17 protein-coding genes are annotated in these 15,149 nt (G+C 58.6%); 8 read left to right on the top strand and 9 right to left on the bottom strand.

Annotation, left to right across the window (positions count from 1 at the left end; translation table 11 throughout):
- Window positions 1–109: 109 nt before the first annotated feature.
- A complete protein-coding gene (locus OK142_RS22295) occupies window positions 110–1,585 on the top strand; it encodes an NAD(P)H-hydrate dehydratase (RefSeq protein WP_498685231.1) in 1,476 nt (491 codons plus the stop codon).
- 166 nt (window positions 1,586–1,751) lie between these two features.
- Here OK142_RS22295 and OK142_RS22290 read toward each other — a convergent pair whose 3' ends face one another.
- Both OK142_RS22290 and OK142_RS22285 read right to left on the bottom strand, forming a co-directional pair.
- A complete protein-coding gene (locus OK142_RS22290; RefSeq protein WP_082184385.1) occupies window positions 1,752–2,789 on the bottom strand; it encodes a GlxA family transcriptional regulator in 1,038 nt (345 codons plus the stop codon).
- 271 nt (window positions 2,790–3,060) lie between these two features.
- Window positions 3,061–3,276: a hypothetical protein gene (locus tag OK142_RS22285; RefSeq protein WP_082184710.1), complete on the bottom strand. Its 216-nt coding sequence runs from the start codon at window positions 3,274–3,276 to the stop codon at window positions 3,061–3,063.
- Window positions 3,277–3,517: 241 nt separating this feature from the next.
- On the opposite strand from OK142_RS22285, the gene OK142_RS22280 reads away from it, so the two are divergent.
- Window positions 3,518–4,456, top strand: coding sequence for a LysR family transcriptional regulator (locus tag OK142_RS22280; protein ID WP_175414376.1), 939 nt, complete (start codon window positions 3,518–3,520; stop codon window positions 4,454–4,456).
- Window positions 4,457–4,513: 57 nt separating this feature from the next.
- Here OK142_RS22280 and OK142_RS22275 read toward each other — a convergent pair whose 3' ends face one another.
- Entirely contained in the window at window positions 4,514–5,431 is a 918-nt protein-coding gene (locus OK142_RS22275; protein WP_498685228.1) for a methylenetetrahydrofolate reductase, read from the bottom strand.
- A gap of 95 nt (window positions 5,432–5,526) precedes the next feature.
- Window positions 5,527–6,303 (bottom strand): formyl transferase, encoded by a 777-nt coding sequence (locus OK142_RS22270; protein ID WP_498685277.1) that lies wholly within the window; start codon window positions 6,301–6,303, stop codon window positions 5,527–5,529.
- A gap of 176 nt (window positions 6,304–6,479) precedes the next feature.
- Between OK142_RS22270 and OK142_RS22265 the strand changes: the two genes are divergently transcribed.
- Together OK142_RS22265 and OK142_RS22260 are read left to right on the top strand one after the other, a co-directional pair.
- A complete protein-coding gene (locus tag OK142_RS22265; RefSeq protein WP_003495552.1) occupies window positions 6,480–6,641 on the top strand; it encodes an entericidin domain-containing protein in 162 nt (53 codons plus the stop codon).
- Between the two features lie 132 nt (window positions 6,642–6,773).
- Entirely contained in the window at window positions 6,774–7,526 is a 753-nt protein-coding gene (locus OK142_RS22260) for a phosphodiester glycosidase family protein (protein ID WP_498685226.1), read from the top strand.
- A gap of 9 nt (window positions 7,527–7,535) precedes the next feature.
- On the opposite strand, the gene OK142_RS22255 is transcribed toward OK142_RS22260, so the two are convergent.
- Complete coding sequence (locus tag OK142_RS22255; protein ID WP_498685223.1) at window positions 7,536–7,886, bottom strand: hypothetical protein; 351 nt, start codon at window positions 7,884–7,886, stop codon at window positions 7,536–7,538.
- A 222-nt stretch (window positions 7,887–8,108) separates the two neighbouring features.
- A complete protein-coding gene (locus OK142_RS22250) occupies window positions 8,109–8,522 on the bottom strand; it encodes a hypothetical protein (RefSeq protein WP_498685220.1) in 414 nt (137 codons plus the stop codon).
- Window positions 8,523–8,542: 20 nt separating this feature from the next.
- On the opposite strand from OK142_RS22250, the gene OK142_RS22245 reads away from it, so the two are divergent.
- Together OK142_RS22245 and OK142_RS22240 are read left to right on the top strand one after the other, a co-directional pair.
- Window positions 8,543–9,946 carry an L-serine ammonia-lyase gene (locus tag OK142_RS22245; RefSeq protein WP_498685218.1) on the top strand — a complete coding sequence of 468 codons (1,404 nt, stop codon included), beginning with the start codon at window positions 8,543–8,545 and terminating at the stop codon, window positions 9,944–9,946.
- A gap of 65 nt (window positions 9,947–10,011) precedes the next feature.
- Entirely contained in the window at window positions 10,012–10,446 is a 435-nt protein-coding gene (locus OK142_RS22240; RefSeq protein ID WP_498685216.1) for a DUF1489 family protein, read from the top strand.
- Between the two features lie 94 nt (window positions 10,447–10,540).
- On the opposite strand, the gene OK142_RS22235 is transcribed toward OK142_RS22240, so the two are convergent.
- From OK142_RS22235 to OK142_RS22225, 3 genes are all read right to left on the bottom strand, one after another.
- The gene (locus OK142_RS22235) at window positions 10,541–11,146 is read right to left on the bottom strand and encodes a transglutaminase-like cysteine peptidase (RefSeq protein WP_137037757.1); all 606 of its coding nucleotides are present in this window, start codon (window positions 11,144–11,146) and stop codon (window positions 10,541–10,543) included.
- Window positions 11,147–11,931: 785 nt separating this feature from the next.
- The gene (locus OK142_RS22230) at window positions 11,932–12,549 is read right to left on the bottom strand and encodes a PilZ domain-containing protein (protein ID WP_498685212.1); all 618 of its coding nucleotides are present in this window, start codon (window positions 12,547–12,549) and stop codon (window positions 11,932–11,934) included.
- A gap of 184 nt (window positions 12,550–12,733) precedes the next feature.
- A complete protein-coding gene (locus OK142_RS22225; protein ID WP_035242429.1) occupies window positions 12,734–13,291 on the bottom strand; it encodes a PAS domain-containing protein in 558 nt (185 codons plus the stop codon).
- A gap of 355 nt (window positions 13,292–13,646) precedes the next feature.
- Here OK142_RS22225 and OK142_RS22220 point away from each other — a divergent pair, with 355 nt between their 5' ends.
- On the top strand, window positions 13,647–14,384 hold the full coding sequence (locus tag OK142_RS22220; protein WP_003495565.1) for a rhomboid family intramembrane serine protease: 738 nt from the start codon (window positions 13,647–13,649) through the stop codon (window positions 14,382–14,384).
- A gap of 156 nt (window positions 14,385–14,540) precedes the next feature.
- Complete coding sequence (locus tag OK142_RS22215; protein ID WP_498685207.1) at window positions 14,541–14,975, top strand: CBS domain-containing protein; 435 nt, start codon at window positions 14,541–14,543, stop codon at window positions 14,973–14,975.
- Window positions 14,976–15,149 lie beyond the last annotated feature (174 nt).

Below are 15,149 nucleotides of genomic sequence, written 5' to 3'. Positions count from 1 at the left end.
GCTCGGGCGGTTTGGTTATATTTTATGCATTTGACTATTATTTCGCCGTGGCGATCTGCTTATTTTTGTATCGATTGCCTTTCCGATGTTTTGAAGGGATGATCGGGCCATGAAATCCCTGTCGCACCTCTTCCTCATCGACCCGGTTGTGATGGCACGCATCGATGCGGCGGCCGGTCAATCCGGCATTCCCCTTTACGATCTGATGGAGCGGGCGGGGCAGGCGGTCGCCGCCTCGGCGCTGCGTCACTACCCACAGGCGCTGCGTTTCGTCGTGCTGTGCGGCGGTGGCAATAATGGCGGCGATGGTTACGTGGCGGCGCGTGTGCTTTTGCAAAGCGGGGCAGCGGTTGCGGTCCATCATCTTGGCGATGTCGCAGCGCTCAAGGGCGATGCGCGGAAGGCTTTCGAGCAAAGCGGGGTGAGGCCACTGCCGCTTGGCGACTATGCGCCGCTCTCCGGCGACGTGGTGATCGATGCTGTTTTCGGGGCCGGATTGTCCCGCGATATTCCCCCGGAACTCAACCGGGTGATCGATGCGGTGACAGAGGCGGCAGTGCCGGTTCTCTCTGTCGATCTGCCGTCGGGTCTCTGTGGCCGCCGGGGCGTGCCGCTCGGGGCCTCGTTCAGGGCGCAGCGGACGGTGACATTCATGGCACGTAAACCGGGCCATCTGTTGATGCCGGGGCGGGAGCTGTGCGGGGCACTGGAGGTTTTCGATATCGGCATTCCTTCCCGCATTCTTGCTGCTCACGAGGGCTCTGTGGCGGAAAACGACCCGCTTGTCTGGCGAGGTGCCTTGCCGCGTTCCGATATGGAAACGCATAAGTTCCGACGCGGGCACCTGACCGTCTTCTCGGGCCCGCCGCATGCCACCGGGGCAAGCCGGATGACGGCGATTGCGGCGCTGAAGGCGGGGGCGGGCATTGTGACGATCGCCGCCCCGAAGCAGGCGCTCGACGTGCTTGCGGTGACGCTGACGGCGGTGATGAGCGCCGGTCTGGATGATGCCGAGGATCTGCGGCACTGGCTGGACGACAAACGCCACGGTGCATTCGTTCTCGGCCCCGGTTTCGGCGATCTCGACAAGGCGCGGCAATTCGTGTCTCTGCTCGGCGACAAGGCGGTTGTGCTGGATGCCGATGCGATCACCGCTTTCAAGGATTGTGCGGACAACCTGTTTGACCGGGTGACGTCCGGCTCGGGCAAGTTCGTGCTGACGCCGCATGAGGGAGAGTTTGCCCGGCTGTTCCCCGATCTTGCCGCCGACACAGCGCTGAGCAAGATCGAGAAGGCACAGGTCGCCTCGGCGCGCAGCGGCGCGGTGCTGGTCTATAAGGGCGCGGATACGGTCATCGCTGCACCGGATGGGCGTGCGCTGGTCAACAGCAATGCACCGGCGAGCCTTGCCACGGCGGGGTCGGGCGATGTGCTGGCCGGCATCATCGGTGCCTTGCTGGCGCAGGGAACGCCCGCCTTCGAGGCGGCCGCTGCCGGTGTCTGGCTGCATGGTGAAGCGGGCAACAGGGCAGGCGTGGGCATGACGGCGGAAGATCTGGCCCACGCGGTGCGGCCGTTTGTCTGATTTAGAATTCCGTCACCCCGGGCTTGATCCGGGGTCCAGTGCGATCAACTCCTTGATCGCATAAGACTCGTTTCACGGCGCAGACACGCCGTGGCTGGATGCCGGATCAAGTCCGGCATGACGGAGGAGGGGCCGCACCACTGTGTCTTAACGTTTTAAAGCCGCGTCAATGCGCGGCTTTGCCCTGGCTCGCCATCGCCATTCGCGACGCACTGATCAGCAGCTTGCGCTCGGCGCGTTCCTGTTGCGGGGTGCGATTGTAGATTTCGCGATAACATTTGGAGAAATGCGAGGCCGAGACGAAACCGCAGGCGACGGCAACCTCGACCACTGGCATGGCCGATTGAACGAGCAGATGTCGGGCGCGGTCGAGGCGGATTTCGAGGTAATAGCGGGCGGGTGAGCGGCCCATTTCCTGCCTGAAGAGGCGTTCCACCTGCCGGCGCGACAGATCGGCAGCGTCGGCGATATCGAGCAGCGACAGCGGCTCGGACAGGTTGCCTTCCATCAATTCGATGATCGACAGGACCTTGCTGTTCTGGACGCCGAGGCGCGCGCGCAGCGGCAGGCGCTGGCGGTCGTTGGGGCTGCGGACCCGGTCCGTCAATTGCTGTTCGCAGACGCGGTTGACGAGGTTCTCGCCGAAATCCTGGCCGATCAGGCTCAGCATCATGTCGAGCGAGGCGGTGCCGCCGGCGCAGGTGTAGATGTTGCTGTCGACTTCAAAGAGATCGGCATAGACTTCCACCTGCGGGAAGGCCTCTGAAAAACCCGGCAGGTTTTCCCAGTGGATCGCGCAGCGCTTGCCGTTCAGCAGACCCGCCTGTGCGAGGATATGTGCGGCGGTACAGAGGCTGCCGATGGCGATGCCGCGATTGTAAGCTTCGCGCAGCCAGGCGTTGACGGATTTGTTGATGTGCTGGTCGACATCGATGCCCGAACAGATGATCGCCATTTCCGGGCGGTTCTCGCCGCTCACATAGCGCCGTTCGTCGGCAAGACAGGTATCGGCCTCGAGACAGATGCCGCTTGATGACATGACCTTCTGGCCATCAAGCGAGGCGATGCGCCACTCGTAGGCCGGGTAACCCAGCATTCGGTTGGCGATGCGAAGCGTTTCAACCGCTGCAGCGAAGGGCAGCATGGTAAATTGCGGAATGAGAAAAAAGACGATTGAGCGTTTCTTCTGGGAGTTCTTGCTCATTTGCCCGTGCTCCGTTGCGAATACGCAATTCCTCCCTTGGAATTGGTCTTCTGGATGTCCTGTTTACGACATCTTTAACGAAAAATACGCCGTGGAATCGGGGCTGTCAAAAAATAGCTTTTGAAATATGCAAAATTTGCCGTGAGCCTTTTTAAGAGGCGTTGTGTCGCATGTAAAACAGGCAGGTCATTTTACGCCGTTGCCGTTGTTTTGAAGGGCGAGTGGCGGTGGTTCGCAAGTCTCTAAGCGGTTGCGAACCACCGGTCTCGGTTTATTTGCGAACAATGCGTATGCGGTTGTTGTCTGTCGTCGGCCATCCAATGTCCTTCAATGTTTCAGGGGGCAGCCCTTCCAGCGCACGCAGCATTCTTGCGCGCTGCCACGACTGGTAAAGTCCGGAAACATAGCCCGACAGGCGATTCAGCCAGCTGGGCGAAGGGCGATGCGGGGAGCGTGTCACCGTCGGGAGATAATGTATCATGGTCATTGTCTTGATCCTTTCCTGAACCACGATCCTGTTTGCGACTTGGGTATGCGCCTGCATATTCCATCAAACAAGAGAATGAATTTTATATCACTCATCAACGTTTTGAATGACTGACCGGCGTAGTCTGCCGGCTTCGGCGCCTGCCTGTGCAGGATCAGTGCCTGGCTCCGAAGAGGCCTCGTTCGGCCCTGTCATTCGATGTCCCGGATGGTGCGCCCTTGTTGACATTCAATCAAACGAAATGATATCCATCTATAAATCAAAATATTTGAAGGCACGTGTCATGACCGTAACTTTCCGCCAACCCCTGCCGTTGCTGGATAACGACATATTGAGAACCTTCGTCGCCATTGCGGAAACGGGAAACTTCTCCACCGCCGCCGAGGTGGTGTTCAGAACGCCGTCGGCCGTTTCCATGCAGATCAAGAAGCTCGAGGAACAGTTGAAGACGACATTGTTCCTGCGCGATGCCCGCTCGGTGACGCTGACGGCGCATGGCGAAACGCTGCTGACCTATGCGCGCCGCATGATCGCGCTTTCCAACGAGGCCGTGTCGCGTTTCGTCATGCCCGAACTTTCCGGCGTGGTTCGTCTCGGCGCGCCGGAGGATATTGGAGAACGTGGTCTGCTGCCGGGCATCCTCAAGCGTTTTGCCGAGGTTTTTCCCGGTATTATGATCGACGTCACGATCGATTCCAGTTCCAACCTCTACAAGCGCATGGATGAACGGCGGCTCGATCTGGCGCTGGTCAACTGTGCCTCGCATCCGCTGCGAGATACCGGCGAGGTGCTGATGCGCGAGCGGCTGGTCTGGGCAGGGGCGAAATGCGGCACGGCCTATCTTCGCGATCCGCTGCCCATATCGATCTGGGAAGAGGGCTGTATCTGGCGTTCGGAGGCGATCAATTCGCTTGAAAAGCGCGGGCGCAATTTCCGCGTGGCCTATCTCAGCGGTCACACGATGGCGCAGCGTGCTGCCATTGCAGCCGATCTTGCCATTGCGCCCCTGCCGCGATCCTATGTGTTAAACGACATGGTCATTCTCGGCGACAAGGAAGGTCTGCCGGAACTTGGCTGTTTCGATATTCGTCTGATTACGGGTGAAAAGCCCTCACGCCCCATTCTCGCGGTGGCGGAAAGCATCCGCAACGCCTTTGTCGAAGTCGCCAAGGCGGCGTAAGGTGCATTGAGGAAACGCGCGGCGGACCGTGTCCGTCGCGCCAAAGCAGGCCCGTTCTCAGACAGCCATCGAGCCTGGCGATGCCGAACCATCCTTATCGTACGGCCAGCTTCCGCGCCCCACCAGCCAGTCGGCCGAATTCTGCAGTCCGCCAAAGGGGAAAACGTGGATTTGCCGGATCGGTCCTGACGGATTGGCCTGCCAGTGCCGTTCGATCGGTCCGACGACGCTTTCCGGCGAGTGGCCCTTCGCCAGCGTTGTCAGGGATAGCGCGTTTTTCTTCAGATAGGCGATGGAATTGCCGACGCCGCAGAGAGCGGCATATTTCAATAGCGTCGTGATCTTCGCCGGGCCGGAAACGCCGATATGCACCGGCAGGTCTATGCCTGATGCCGCAAGCCCTTCCGCCCAGGCGATGAAGCGCGCGGGATCGAAGCCGAACTGCGTGACGATGCGCATCGTCGCATCGGTTCTTTCGCCAAAATCGCGTTTCAGCCTGAGCGCGGCCATTGCCGTCTCCTCGCTGAAATCGGGGCTGCCCTCGGGGTGGCCGGCGATCGCGATATGATTTATGCCGCAGCGATCGAAGATGCCGGTCGATAGCATGTCCATGCTGGAGGCGAAGGGACCGGCTGGCCTGTCGACGCCACCGCCGACCGCCAGCACATCCGACACACCCGCTTCGCCGGCAAGTCGCTTCACCTGTTCCTCAAAGTCCGCGCGGGAGGATATGCGCCGCGCTGCGAGATGCGGCACGGGATTGTAGCCGAGTTCACGAAGATGTCTGGCGGCATCCACGAGCCTGCCTTGCGAGGCCGCTCCGGTGTCGGTCAGGTAGACGCGCACACCCTGCGGGAACAGGCCGACAAGACTTGCCGGGCCAAGCACCTGTGCGGGTGAGGCCTCTATGGAAGCAGGGATAATGGAAGAGGTGGCGATATCGGGCAATTTGTGCATGGTCCTTTTTATTATCATGCACCGGTTTTTCACCCAAGTCTTTGCCTGTTGCGGCAAGACAGGCCTGCATCTGCGACGAAGCTTGGCCTCATATGGGCTGATAATGGGCCTGCCTACCAGACCCGCTTCGTCAGCCCGTTCCACAGCCATATCCAGATAGGCGGCGGAAACCGCAGCACCGATTTTCCGGGCGAGGGCGGCTTTGGTGACAGGCTGCCGGAAAGGGCGTCCTCAATGGCGCTGACGGCAATATCAACCGAACCGGCGGTCAAAAGCAGCGGATAGGTGGCGATCGTGTCGGAAGGCGAGGGCTTCAGCCGTTTTTCATAGAGCGTCGCGCCGGTATCCACGCCCTTGTCGACCAGATGCACGGTCGCGCCGAAATTACCCCGGTCCTTTTCCACCAGCGCCCAGTACCCACCCATCTGGCCGCGATAGGCCGGATTGATGCCGGCGTGGAAATTGATGATCGGGCACTGCAATGACTGAAGGGTGTCCGGCGACAGAAGTCGGCAGGAAATGGTGAAGATAGCGGCCGGTTGTAACGTATTGGCCGCCTTGTGGCATTCCGCGTCGTTCAGTGAGGAAAACTGCGTGACGGGCACCGCGTGGTGGAGATCGGGAAGCAGCCCGTGTTCGGCAATGATCTCCCGCGTTCTTTTAAGCGTGAAGCGTTTGCCAAGCCTCGAAGCAACCATGGTTGCCATCTGGCCTGCGGCAGCGATCCAGCCGAGCCGGCGCGCCCGTCGCCTGAGAATCGCCGCTTTGCTCTCGGGCTGTTCCACAAAGACGTGGATGTCGGGGAAACGGGCGGCCAGCGCATTGATCATGACATTGGGGTTCAGGCCACCCGCCGTCATCACCAGAAGCCGATTGTTGATATCAGTCATGTCACTCACACGATTTTCCTCAGGCGCGAGTTTCCGTTACGAACTTGAAAACCATGTTAATTTTCATCGACGTGATTTTTTGAACCGCAGGTGGAACCGATTTTTACGGCTCACGTTATTGTGACGCATATCACATTGGCGCTTGCTTTGGACGCAAGTCATAGGGGAGTTTTCAAATGATCACACGTATTCTTTCGACTGTCTTCGTCGCTTTGCTGACCGTCGTGACCTTGAGTTCATGCGGCAATACCATTCGTGGCATGGGCCGGGATACGGCGAACGCCGTCGATGCAACGCAGGACGCCGGCCGCAACGTTGACCGCGCCGCCCGCCGTTAAACATCTCCCCTTGGAAAAGTGGCGCCATCCGAAATCCGGCTGGCGCCTTTTCTTTGACCTGATTTCACGGTCACAGTTCATGTTATGAGAATCGCGCCATGATGCGGGCGGGAAGGCATGAACGGACGATTTATGAAAAGATTGATGAGGCTCCTGCTGCCATTGCTGTTGCCGTTTTCGGCTCATGCGGGTGGACAGGTGGATTTCTGCAAGACCATGGACCATGCGGGAGGCCGCTATACCGTCTGCAGTTTCGATCCGGCAAAAAGCACGATCCGTATTTACGATAGCGATCATGTCTCGGGTGAGGGATATCGCTCCTTTTCCGATCTTTCCTCCGCGCTCTGGCGGCAGCACATGTTCAGCATCTTCGCCATGAATGGCGGCATGTATCATTCGGATTATTCACCCGTCGGTCTCTTTATCGAAAATGGTGTCGAGACCTCGCCGATCAGCACGGGCGGCGGCTGGGGCAATTTTCATCTTCTGCCGAATGGCGTCTTTTATCTAAAGGGAGCCACGGCGGGCGTTCTCGAAACGCAGGCCTATCTGGCGGCAGGTGTTAAGCCGGATTTCGCCACACAGTCCGGGCCGATGCTGGTGATAGACGGAAAGCTGCATCCGCGATTTCTGCCCGACAGCGACAGCCTGAAACGCCGCAACGGCGTTGGCGTGTCCAGCGACGGCAAGGTGCATTTCGCGATTTCGGAAAATACCGTGCGGTTTTACGATTTCGCCACGCTGTTCCGCGACGTGCTGGATGCGCCGAACGCGCTTTATCTCGACGGCACGATTTCCAGCGTCGACATTCCCGCGATGAAAAGGCGCGATTCGCTGTTTCCCATGGGGCCGATCATCGCTGTTGTCGAGAAGGTGCCCGATTAAGCCGAAAATTCAGATCGTGGCCTTGGGGTAGGCTTTTTCCAGGCCCGCTGATGCTGTCAGCCCCTTGCGGAAGGCAAGATAGGCCGGATGCTGGCTCGCCTTTGCCGTTTCCATGAGGCGGATCTGCAGGCGGGCCGGGGCGTTGCCGCCAAGCCATTCGCCTGATGTCTCCAGCTTCAGGCTGTTGAGGAACGGAGCGTTGGCCTGCTGGTCGAGATAAAGATTGAGGCCGGCCAGCAGATTTTTATCCTGCAAGGCGTTTTCCATCAACAGCAGCACCCAGGCCTTATCCTCGCTCGCAAGCGAAGCCAGTTTCGATGCGACCGTTTCGCGATCGGGAAAGGATGATGCCTGCTGCATGAAATGACGTGTCCCGTTACCGTTGTCTGTCGATAAAGCAGTGGTCGGAGACTTTCAATGCGCAACAGTGCAGCCGCGGAAATTCGACCTTAACGTGCCGGTTGCAACGGTTTTCAACAGGCGTTTGTGCGAAACCTTCATAAATCGGTTACACTTTGGTTCAAATTGAGGCGAGGGGTGGAAATGGCTTTGTTGACAGCCTGCCTCTAAGACTTTGTTTTTTCATATACCTATGCAATGGGCGAATGGCAGCCTGTCAAAAACGCCTTCATTTAGCCGCTTTTTGCATTTGCGTTCCCCGCCGGATTTTAATAAATGCTTCACCCACGGGCCGGGTCTTGAAGATCCCCTGGAGAGTGAATAGCTGGAGTAATCATGGAAGAAACCGCTCAGAAATCCTGCTGGGGCGTCACCTTGCGCGCACTTGCAGGCTTTGCCGCTTTTCTCGCATTGACGTACATTTTTGGCAGCCCATAAGCACTTCTCCTGAATTGACGGGTTTTGAAACGGCGCGGTTTTCCTTTGGAAACCGTGCTGTTTTCGTTTCTGCGGATGAGATGTCGCAGCTGTACAAACCACTGACGCTCTTTTGTGGCGATCCGCCCCGGCTTTGGATATGATGGTGGTGGAATCCATTATTATTCAGGACAAACCTCATGTTTCTTTCGGTTTTCGACGTCTTCAAGATCGGCATCGGTCCATCGAGCTCCCATACGATGGGGCCGATGACGGCGGCGAACCGCTTTCTCGCCCTGATCCTCTCGGATGAGTGGCCGCGTCCGGCAGGTGCCTCCGTTTCGCGTCTGAAGGTCAGCCTGCATGGCTCTCTTGCCTTTACCGGCATTGGTCATGGCACCGGGCGTGCGGTCATTCTCGGTCTCACCGGCGAGCGGCCGGACCTTGTCGATCCCGATGCGATGGACGCCATTATCGAAAAGGTGGAAAAGGCTGGCACCGTGTTGCCGCCCGGCCATCCGTCCTATGAGTTCCGACCGGCTGAAGATCTGGTCTTCGACAAGAAGAACCCGCTGCCGGGCCATGCCAACGGCATGACTTTCTCCGCCTTCGACAATCAGGGCCGGCTGCTGATCAAGCGCATCTATTATTCCGTTGGCGGCGGTTTTGTCGTGACCGATACGGAACTGGAGGCGATCAAGCAGCGCGGCAAGACAATCGATAACGGACCGCGCGTGCCTTATCCTTTCGCCACCGCGCGGGAAATGCTGGATATGGCGGGTCGTTCCGGCCGAACAATCGCGCAGATGAAGCGTGCGAACGAGGAAACGGTGGTTTCCCGCGAGGAGTTGAACGAACGTCTCGACCAGATCTGGGAAGCGATGAACGGCTGTATCGAGCGGGGCCTTAAGGTCGATGGCATCATGCCGGGCGGCCTGAAGGTGCGCCGCCGCGCCCGTTCCATCTATGAGAAGCTGAATGAGGAGTGGCGCAGCAACCGGATGAACCCGGTTCTGGCAAATGACTGGCTCAGCGTCTACGCCATGGCCGTGAACGAGGAAAATGCCGCCGGCGGCCGCGTGGTCACCGCGCCGACCAATGGTGCCGCGGGTGTCGTTCCGGCGACGGTCAGATATTTCCGGCATTTCCATGAGGATGCGACCGTCGATGACGTGCGCGATTTCCTGCTGACGGCTGCGGCCATCGGCGGCATCATCAAGCACAATGCTTCCATTTCAGGCGCTGAGGTGGGCTGTCAGGGCGAAGTCGGCTCGGCGGCGGCCATGGCGGCCGCGGGCCTTGCCGCAGTTATGGGCGGGTCGCCGGAACAGATTGAAAATGCCGCTGAAATTGCGCTGGAACATCATCTCGGCATGACCTGCGATCCGATTGCCGGGCTGGTGCAGGTGCCCTGTATCGAGCGTAACGCGCTGGGCGCCGTGAAAGCGGTGACGGCGGCGTCGCTGGCGCTGAAGGGTGACGGCCAGCATTTCGTGCCTCTCGACGCCTGTATCGAAACCATGCGTCAGACCGGCAACGACATGAGCGAGAAATACAAGGAAACCTCCACCGGCGGCCTTGCCGTCAACGTTGTGGAGTGCTGAGCGGGCAGGGCGGCGGGCATTGTCCAGATGCTTGACGCCCGCCGCAAAAAGGCATTGATAGGGCCATGCCTCTACATCTGATAAAACTTTGCGTCGGCGCGGATTCACTCCAGGATTTGAGAGACTGGGTCGCGCATCGCTCGCTGACCGCGATTGCCGCCGGCCTTGAGCCGCATAGCGTCCACACGACCCGGATGATTCCCAAGCGAGTTGAGGAGCTGCTGGAAGGCGGCTCGCTCTATTGGGTCATCAAGGGGCAGGTGCAGGCGCGGCAGAAGCTTCTCGATCTCCGCTCCTTCAAGGGCGACGACGGTATTACCCGCTGCGATCTCATTCTCGACCCCGAGGTGATCGAAACCTCGCCAGCGCCGAAGCGGCCGTTTCAGGGCTGGCGTTACCTTAAGGACGACGAAGCGCCACGCGATCTCGGGGGCGGCGGGGGCGGCGAGGATATGCCTTCCGATCTGCGCCGGGAGCTGGCCGAGCTTGGCCTGCTCTGACGCTCAGCGAATTGCATGAAAACGAAAAAGCCGGCTTCCTTGCGGAGCCGGCTTTTTCGTTTGGGGAGACGGTATTGCTGTCGCTTGAACGGCGTTAGTTGATGCCGCCGACGGCGTTGGTGGCGCGGCCATCCTGAATTTTCATCCAGCGGCCGGGGTTGGCCGTGTCCTGGCGCTTCAGGTAGGTATATTCGGTCTCCGACCAGTTCATGACCTTGTTGCGCATGTTGTCGAGGATGAAATCGCCGCGATCGGTGCGAACAGTCAGGACAGCGTGGCCTTCGCCATTCGGCTGCAGAACTACCGTGATCAGCAGGTTGGAGGCGGAGAAGCCCTTGTTCATCAGCATCTTGCGCTTCAGAAGCACGAAGTCTTCACAATCGCCGACCGTGGTCGGATAGGCCCAGCGTTCCTCAACGCCGTAGATTTCCATGTCGGTCATCGGCGTGATCGTCGTGTTGACGGTGTAGTTGACGTCCAGCATCGTCTTCCAGCGCTCTTCGGTCAGCTTCATCGGACCGGCGTCCAGCGAGGTCGGCTGGCATTCGCTCTGATAGGTCTGGCAGAATTCATAGTGGCCGATCGGCGGGTTGGCCTTGCCGATCACACGCATGACTGCGGCCGGCGATGCGCTTGCCTGGCTTGCGAAGGCGCTCACGATGAATGCGATCAGGACGAAAACGATACGGTTGTTGTTCATTGCTTGTCTCCCCGTGTTGAGGAGACATTCGCAGGTATATTTTGACCCGCCGGAAATTTAGGTGGGGCAATTTGAGCTTAAATTTCAGCAAATTAGCCGCTATTTTGAACTGTATTTGAGTGAGTTTTTATGCGTGTTCGAGATAAATTTTATTAGAATTTTAGGCATCCAGCTCTTAGTCATTTGGTAGCCATTTATTCCACTGTATTGACAGCGATTTTCTGAGCGGGGCTGTTTTCACGGCCGCGTGAAGTCATCCGGTGTAGCAGGACGGGAACGTGGATTTCCCGTTTTGGGATGGCTGTTTCTGGTTGGGACAGCATGGAAAAGCAGCGAAAAAAACTTCGAAAAAACTGCTTTTTTCTTGGAAAAAGTTCTGGAACGGGCGTTTTCCTGAGGGTCCATGTGCAGGAAACTGCCCGCAGTGGCGCTAAGTTACGCGCTGTGACCGGCCATATGGCATCTGGGTTAAGCGGAATAGACGGTGCAGGAAGTGCTGTTTAAAACCCAATCTCCGCCGCCGCCATTCCGGTTTTGCGGGAATCGCGCCGACGCGCGTTCGCGCGGTGGCATGTTTGTTCTGAACTAGGGACTTGAGCTTACTTGATCCGGCTCGAGGCCGTCATAACGGAAAGCAGTATTCGTGACCGGCTCTGGCGCACCGAAATGCTGCGCGGATATCAAGCCTGCGTCACCTTCCATGGATTGAATTTGTCGGGGCATTTCTCACCCCCAGTTTTACGCATTCTATGCGTAAAACTGCTCCAGACTGCCGCTGGAAATGTCTAGAGAAATTCGATCAGGGCGTCGGGCGACTGGACGCGGTCGAACTCGACCGCCACGCCTTCCATGAAGTGGCGCACGATCTTGCCGCTCATGGCCTTGCCGAGCTGCACGCGGCTGCCGAGCGGCGGCCGATTTTCGATTTCGATTGCGGCACCCGACAGCGAAAGGTCGATCAGCCGGCAGGTGACGAGGACGCCGTCTTCCAGAACCAGCTGGGCCTTGGCGTTGCGCGGTGTCAGGCGGTCGTGGCGGCGGTCTTCAGGCAGGCCAAGCAATTGGCGCTTGGCGATCCATGCCAATTGGGCGGCCAGCTTTTCGCGTTTGCGCTCCGGTGCATTGATGGCGATGATGAAGCCTGATGCCGTGAGCGATGTCACGGTGCCTTCGATCCGGCCGATATGCTGGAGATAGGCGATGACGCGGTCGCCGTTGCGGGCGATGCCGGAGCAGCTGAACTGTGCTTTCTCGGCAGTCATCTCGGTCGCTGTGCAATCATATTCCTGATGGTCGGGCAACATGAGACGGCCGGTGAACGACACGCGAACGGCGTCGTCGAGGGTTGCCTCTTCAACGGGACGCAGAATTTGGGCGGTGTTGGCCGAGCGAGATGAAAACATGGACAGCGCAATTGTGACGGATAATGATCACAAATCTCTACCTTGCCCGGGTTAACAGACTGTATTGTTTGATCTCTACAATTTTTCCAAATGGCAATAATCGTTACACATATGACGTTTTTTACGCGAAATTCCGGGAGGGCTGCGTGCCATCTGCCCGCACCGAGGCAGGTGGATCAGTCTTTCAACAGTTTCCCGTGCGCGGTGTGACGGCGGCTCCCGCATTCGCTGCATAATTTGCTGAGGCGATGTCCAGGTGCAGCAGGCGGCTGCCTTTCATCACAAGGCAATTGACGGGCGCGTCGAATTCGTGACGCGGCCGTTCCGGAAGCAGCGCTCCGAGCAACCGCGGGGCCGTGCCTTCGTCGGTGCGCAGCGGCAACAGCAGCATCTCGAATGCCAGCGGCGCCGCGCCATGATTATCCTCAGCCTCTACGTCGAACACGACGGGTAACCTATGCTGCAGGATGCCGCGCGCGACGCGGCAGGGGAAAACGGCTTTTTCCGCCGGCCACAGCTCCGAAAACGGACGATCCCGCAATTCCCGGCCGAACAGATCGCAGAGACGAGTCCCGGCCAGGCGAAAGAACGGTGAGTGTTCTCCCTTGTCCGTGAGGATGAAGAGATCGCCCAGATGATGTTTGAGCTTTGCGGGATCGATATCTTCGCGACGGGGGGCGGGCTTATTGCCGCGCAACTCGTCCCAATAGTTATATATGTCCAGTCCGCCGATGCTTTTCATGGCATTGTTCTCCATGTTCGTTTTTGGGACATCATGTCGTTTCGAACGTCTGTATGGACAGGTGTAGCGAATTTCGTGCCAGCCGATTTTGTTAAGGTTAACAAATGGTTGAGATTGCGCGGCGGCAGAGGCCATGGCATCGGTGCAGCCATGTCGGGGTAACGTCCGTCAGCACAATTGATGGCTCCGCCCGGGACTTTCATGGCGCTGTCTCAAGCCGGACTGTCCTTGATCCCGGCGCTTGGACCGATAGGGTTTTCGCGTCAGGTGCATCAAAGGCAGGACGGCTTTTTTTTCGTCCGGGCTTCCTATATTGCTCGGAGACGTAAAGTTCTAAAAAGACAGGGATGGGATCATGTCCTATGGCGACGGCGAGCAGCCGCCGGTTTCGGAAACGCCGGAACCGAAAGACGACACGAACAATCCCGTCTTCAACCTGCCGCCGTTTCTGGTCGGTCTATTGGCTGCATTGCTCCTGGCCTATGTGCTTCCGGCCTATTTTCTGTCGGAAGATGGCACCGCCTGGTACATTTTCACATTTGGCTTCATTCCGCTGCGTTATGCCATGTCTTTCTCCCAGCAGGGAATGGAATGGCTCTGGACGCCGGTCACCTATTCTTTCCTGCATGGCGGCATCGAGCATATTCTCTTTAACGGATTGTGGCTGATGGCCTTCGGCGCGCCGGTTCTGCGCCGGATCGGCACACTTCGATTCGTGTTGTTGTGGTGCATTTCCGCCGCCGTTTCGGCTTTTGGCCATGCGGCGCTGAACTGGGGTGATGTCACGGTGCTGATTGGCGCGTCCGGTGTTGTTTCGGCACTGATGGGAGCAGCGTGCCGTTTCGCTTTCCCCGCTCGCGGCGGTTACAGCGCCTCCTTCGGGCACCTGATGCCCCGGCAGAGCATTCTGGCGGCGCTTTCGAACAGAACCGTGCTCGTCTTCACGCTGATGTGGCTTTTCGGCAATGTGCTGATTGCGGTCGGGGTTCCGCTGTTCGGCGATGTCGGCGGTGCAATCGCCTGGGATGCGCATATTTTCGGCTTCCTGCTTGGCTTTCTTTTCTTCGGCCTGTTCGATCGTCCGCTGCGCTGAAGCGATCACGCTCCTTGACGGCCGTGGCGCAAATTTGCTTGCGCGCGTCCCATCCGGGATTGCATTCACGCGGGCCTCAGCGCACCATGCTCCATGATTTGCAACCGTCGGGGGAGACCGCGGCGTGATGCGAATTGCTGAAAAGAGGAGGAAGGCATGGCAACATTCGTAAAAGATCTTCTCGACCGCAAGGGCCGGGATGTCGTGACTGTCGGTCCGGGCGTAACCATCGGCGAGGCGGCGGGAACGCTGCATGCGCACAAGATCGGCGCTCTCGTGGTGACCGATGGCGACGGTGTCGTTCTCGGCATTTTCACGGAACGCGATCTGGTGAAAGCCGTGGCAGGCCAGGGCGCCGCTTCCCTCCAGCAACTGGTCTCGGCGGCCATGACCAGGAACGTCATCCGCTGTCATCACAATTCCACCACCGACGAGTTGATGGAGATCATGACGGGCGGACGTTTCCGCCATATCCCGGTCGAGGAAAACGGCCGTCTTGCCGGCATCATCTCCATCGGTGACGTGGTGAAGGCGCGGATCGGCGAGATCGAGTTGGAGGCCGAACATATCAAGGCCTATATCGCCGGCTGAGGTTTTGTGCGAGGGCGGGCGATGGTTTGCTGCCGGACATTGCCCAAGGTTTGACCGAGTGCCCTGACATCCTCATTCCTGTGCTTGTCACAGGAATCCAGTCGACGCGCGTCTGCGCGGCGGAAAGAGTCCTCGCAGCCCAAGGACTTGGGCTGGCTGGATTCCTGTGACAAG

Source organism: Agrobacterium sp. BT-220-3 (genome assembly GCF_025910175.1).
Taxonomy (GTDB): domain Bacteria; phylum Pseudomonadota; class Alphaproteobacteria; order Rhizobiales; family Rhizobiaceae; genus Agrobacterium; species Agrobacterium oryzihabitans.
The sequence above is the reverse complement of the archived record's forward strand: the minus strand, read 5'-3'. Positions and strand labels throughout refer to the sequence as shown.

Bases quoted from the DNA above. Each gene is read 5' to 3' on its own strand.
- OK142_RS22295 (WP_498685231.1), top strand. From the start codon at position 110: ATGAAATCCCTGTCGCACCTCTTCCTCATCGACCCGGTTGTGATGGCA.
- OK142_RS22290 (WP_082184385.1), bottom strand. From the start codon at position 2,789: ATGAGCAAGAACTCCCAGAAGAAACGCTCAATCGTCTTTTTTCTCATT.
- OK142_RS22285 (WP_082184710.1), bottom strand. From the start codon at position 3,276: ATGACCATGATACATTATCTCCCGACGGTGACACGCTCCCCGCATCGC.
- OK142_RS22280 (WP_175414376.1), top strand. From the start codon at position 3,518: ATGATATCCATCTATAAATCAAAATATTTGAAGGCACGTGTCATGACC.
- OK142_RS22275 (WP_498685228.1), bottom strand. From the start codon at position 5,431: ATGATAATAAAAAGGACCATGCACAAATTGCCCGATATCGCCACCTCT.
- OK142_RS22270 (WP_498685277.1), bottom strand. From the start codon at position 6,303: ATGACTGATATCAACAATCGGCTTCTGGTGATGACGGCGGGTGGCCTG.
- OK142_RS22265 (WP_003495552.1), top strand. From the start codon at position 6,480: ATGATCACACGTATTCTTTCGACTGTCTTCGTCGCTTTGCTGACCGTC.
- OK142_RS22260 (WP_498685226.1), top strand. From the start codon at position 6,774: ATGAAAAGATTGATGAGGCTCCTGCTGCCATTGCTGTTGCCGTTTTCG.
- OK142_RS22255 (WP_498685223.1), bottom strand. From the start codon at position 7,886: ATGCAGCAGGCATCATCCTTTCCCGATCGCGAAACGGTCGCATCGAAA.
- OK142_RS22250 (WP_498685220.1), bottom strand. From the start codon at position 8,522: ATGGATTCCACCACCATCATATCCAAAGCCGGGGCGGATCGCCACAAA.
- OK142_RS22245 (WP_498685218.1), top strand. From the start codon at position 8,543: ATGTTTCTTTCGGTTTTCGACGTCTTCAAGATCGGCATCGGTCCATCG.
- OK142_RS22240 (WP_498685216.1), top strand. From the start codon at position 10,012: ATGCCTCTACATCTGATAAAACTTTGCGTCGGCGCGGATTCACTCCAG.
- OK142_RS22235 (WP_137037757.1), bottom strand. From the start codon at position 11,146: ATGAACAACAACCGTATCGTTTTCGTCCTGATCGCATTCATCGTGAGC.
- OK142_RS22230 (WP_498685212.1), bottom strand. From the start codon at position 12,549: ATGTTTTCATCTCGCTCGGCCAACACCGCCCAAATTCTGCGTCCCGTT.
- OK142_RS22225 (WP_035242429.1), bottom strand. From the start codon at position 13,291: ATGAAAAGCATCGGCGGACTGGACATATATAACTATTGGGACGAGTTG.
- OK142_RS22220 (WP_003495565.1), top strand. From the start codon at position 13,647: ATGTCCTATGGCGACGGCGAGCAGCCGCCGGTTTCGGAAACGCCGGAA.
- OK142_RS22215 (WP_498685207.1), top strand. From the start codon at position 14,541: ATGGCAACATTCGTAAAAGATCTTCTCGACCGCAAGGGCCGGGATGTC.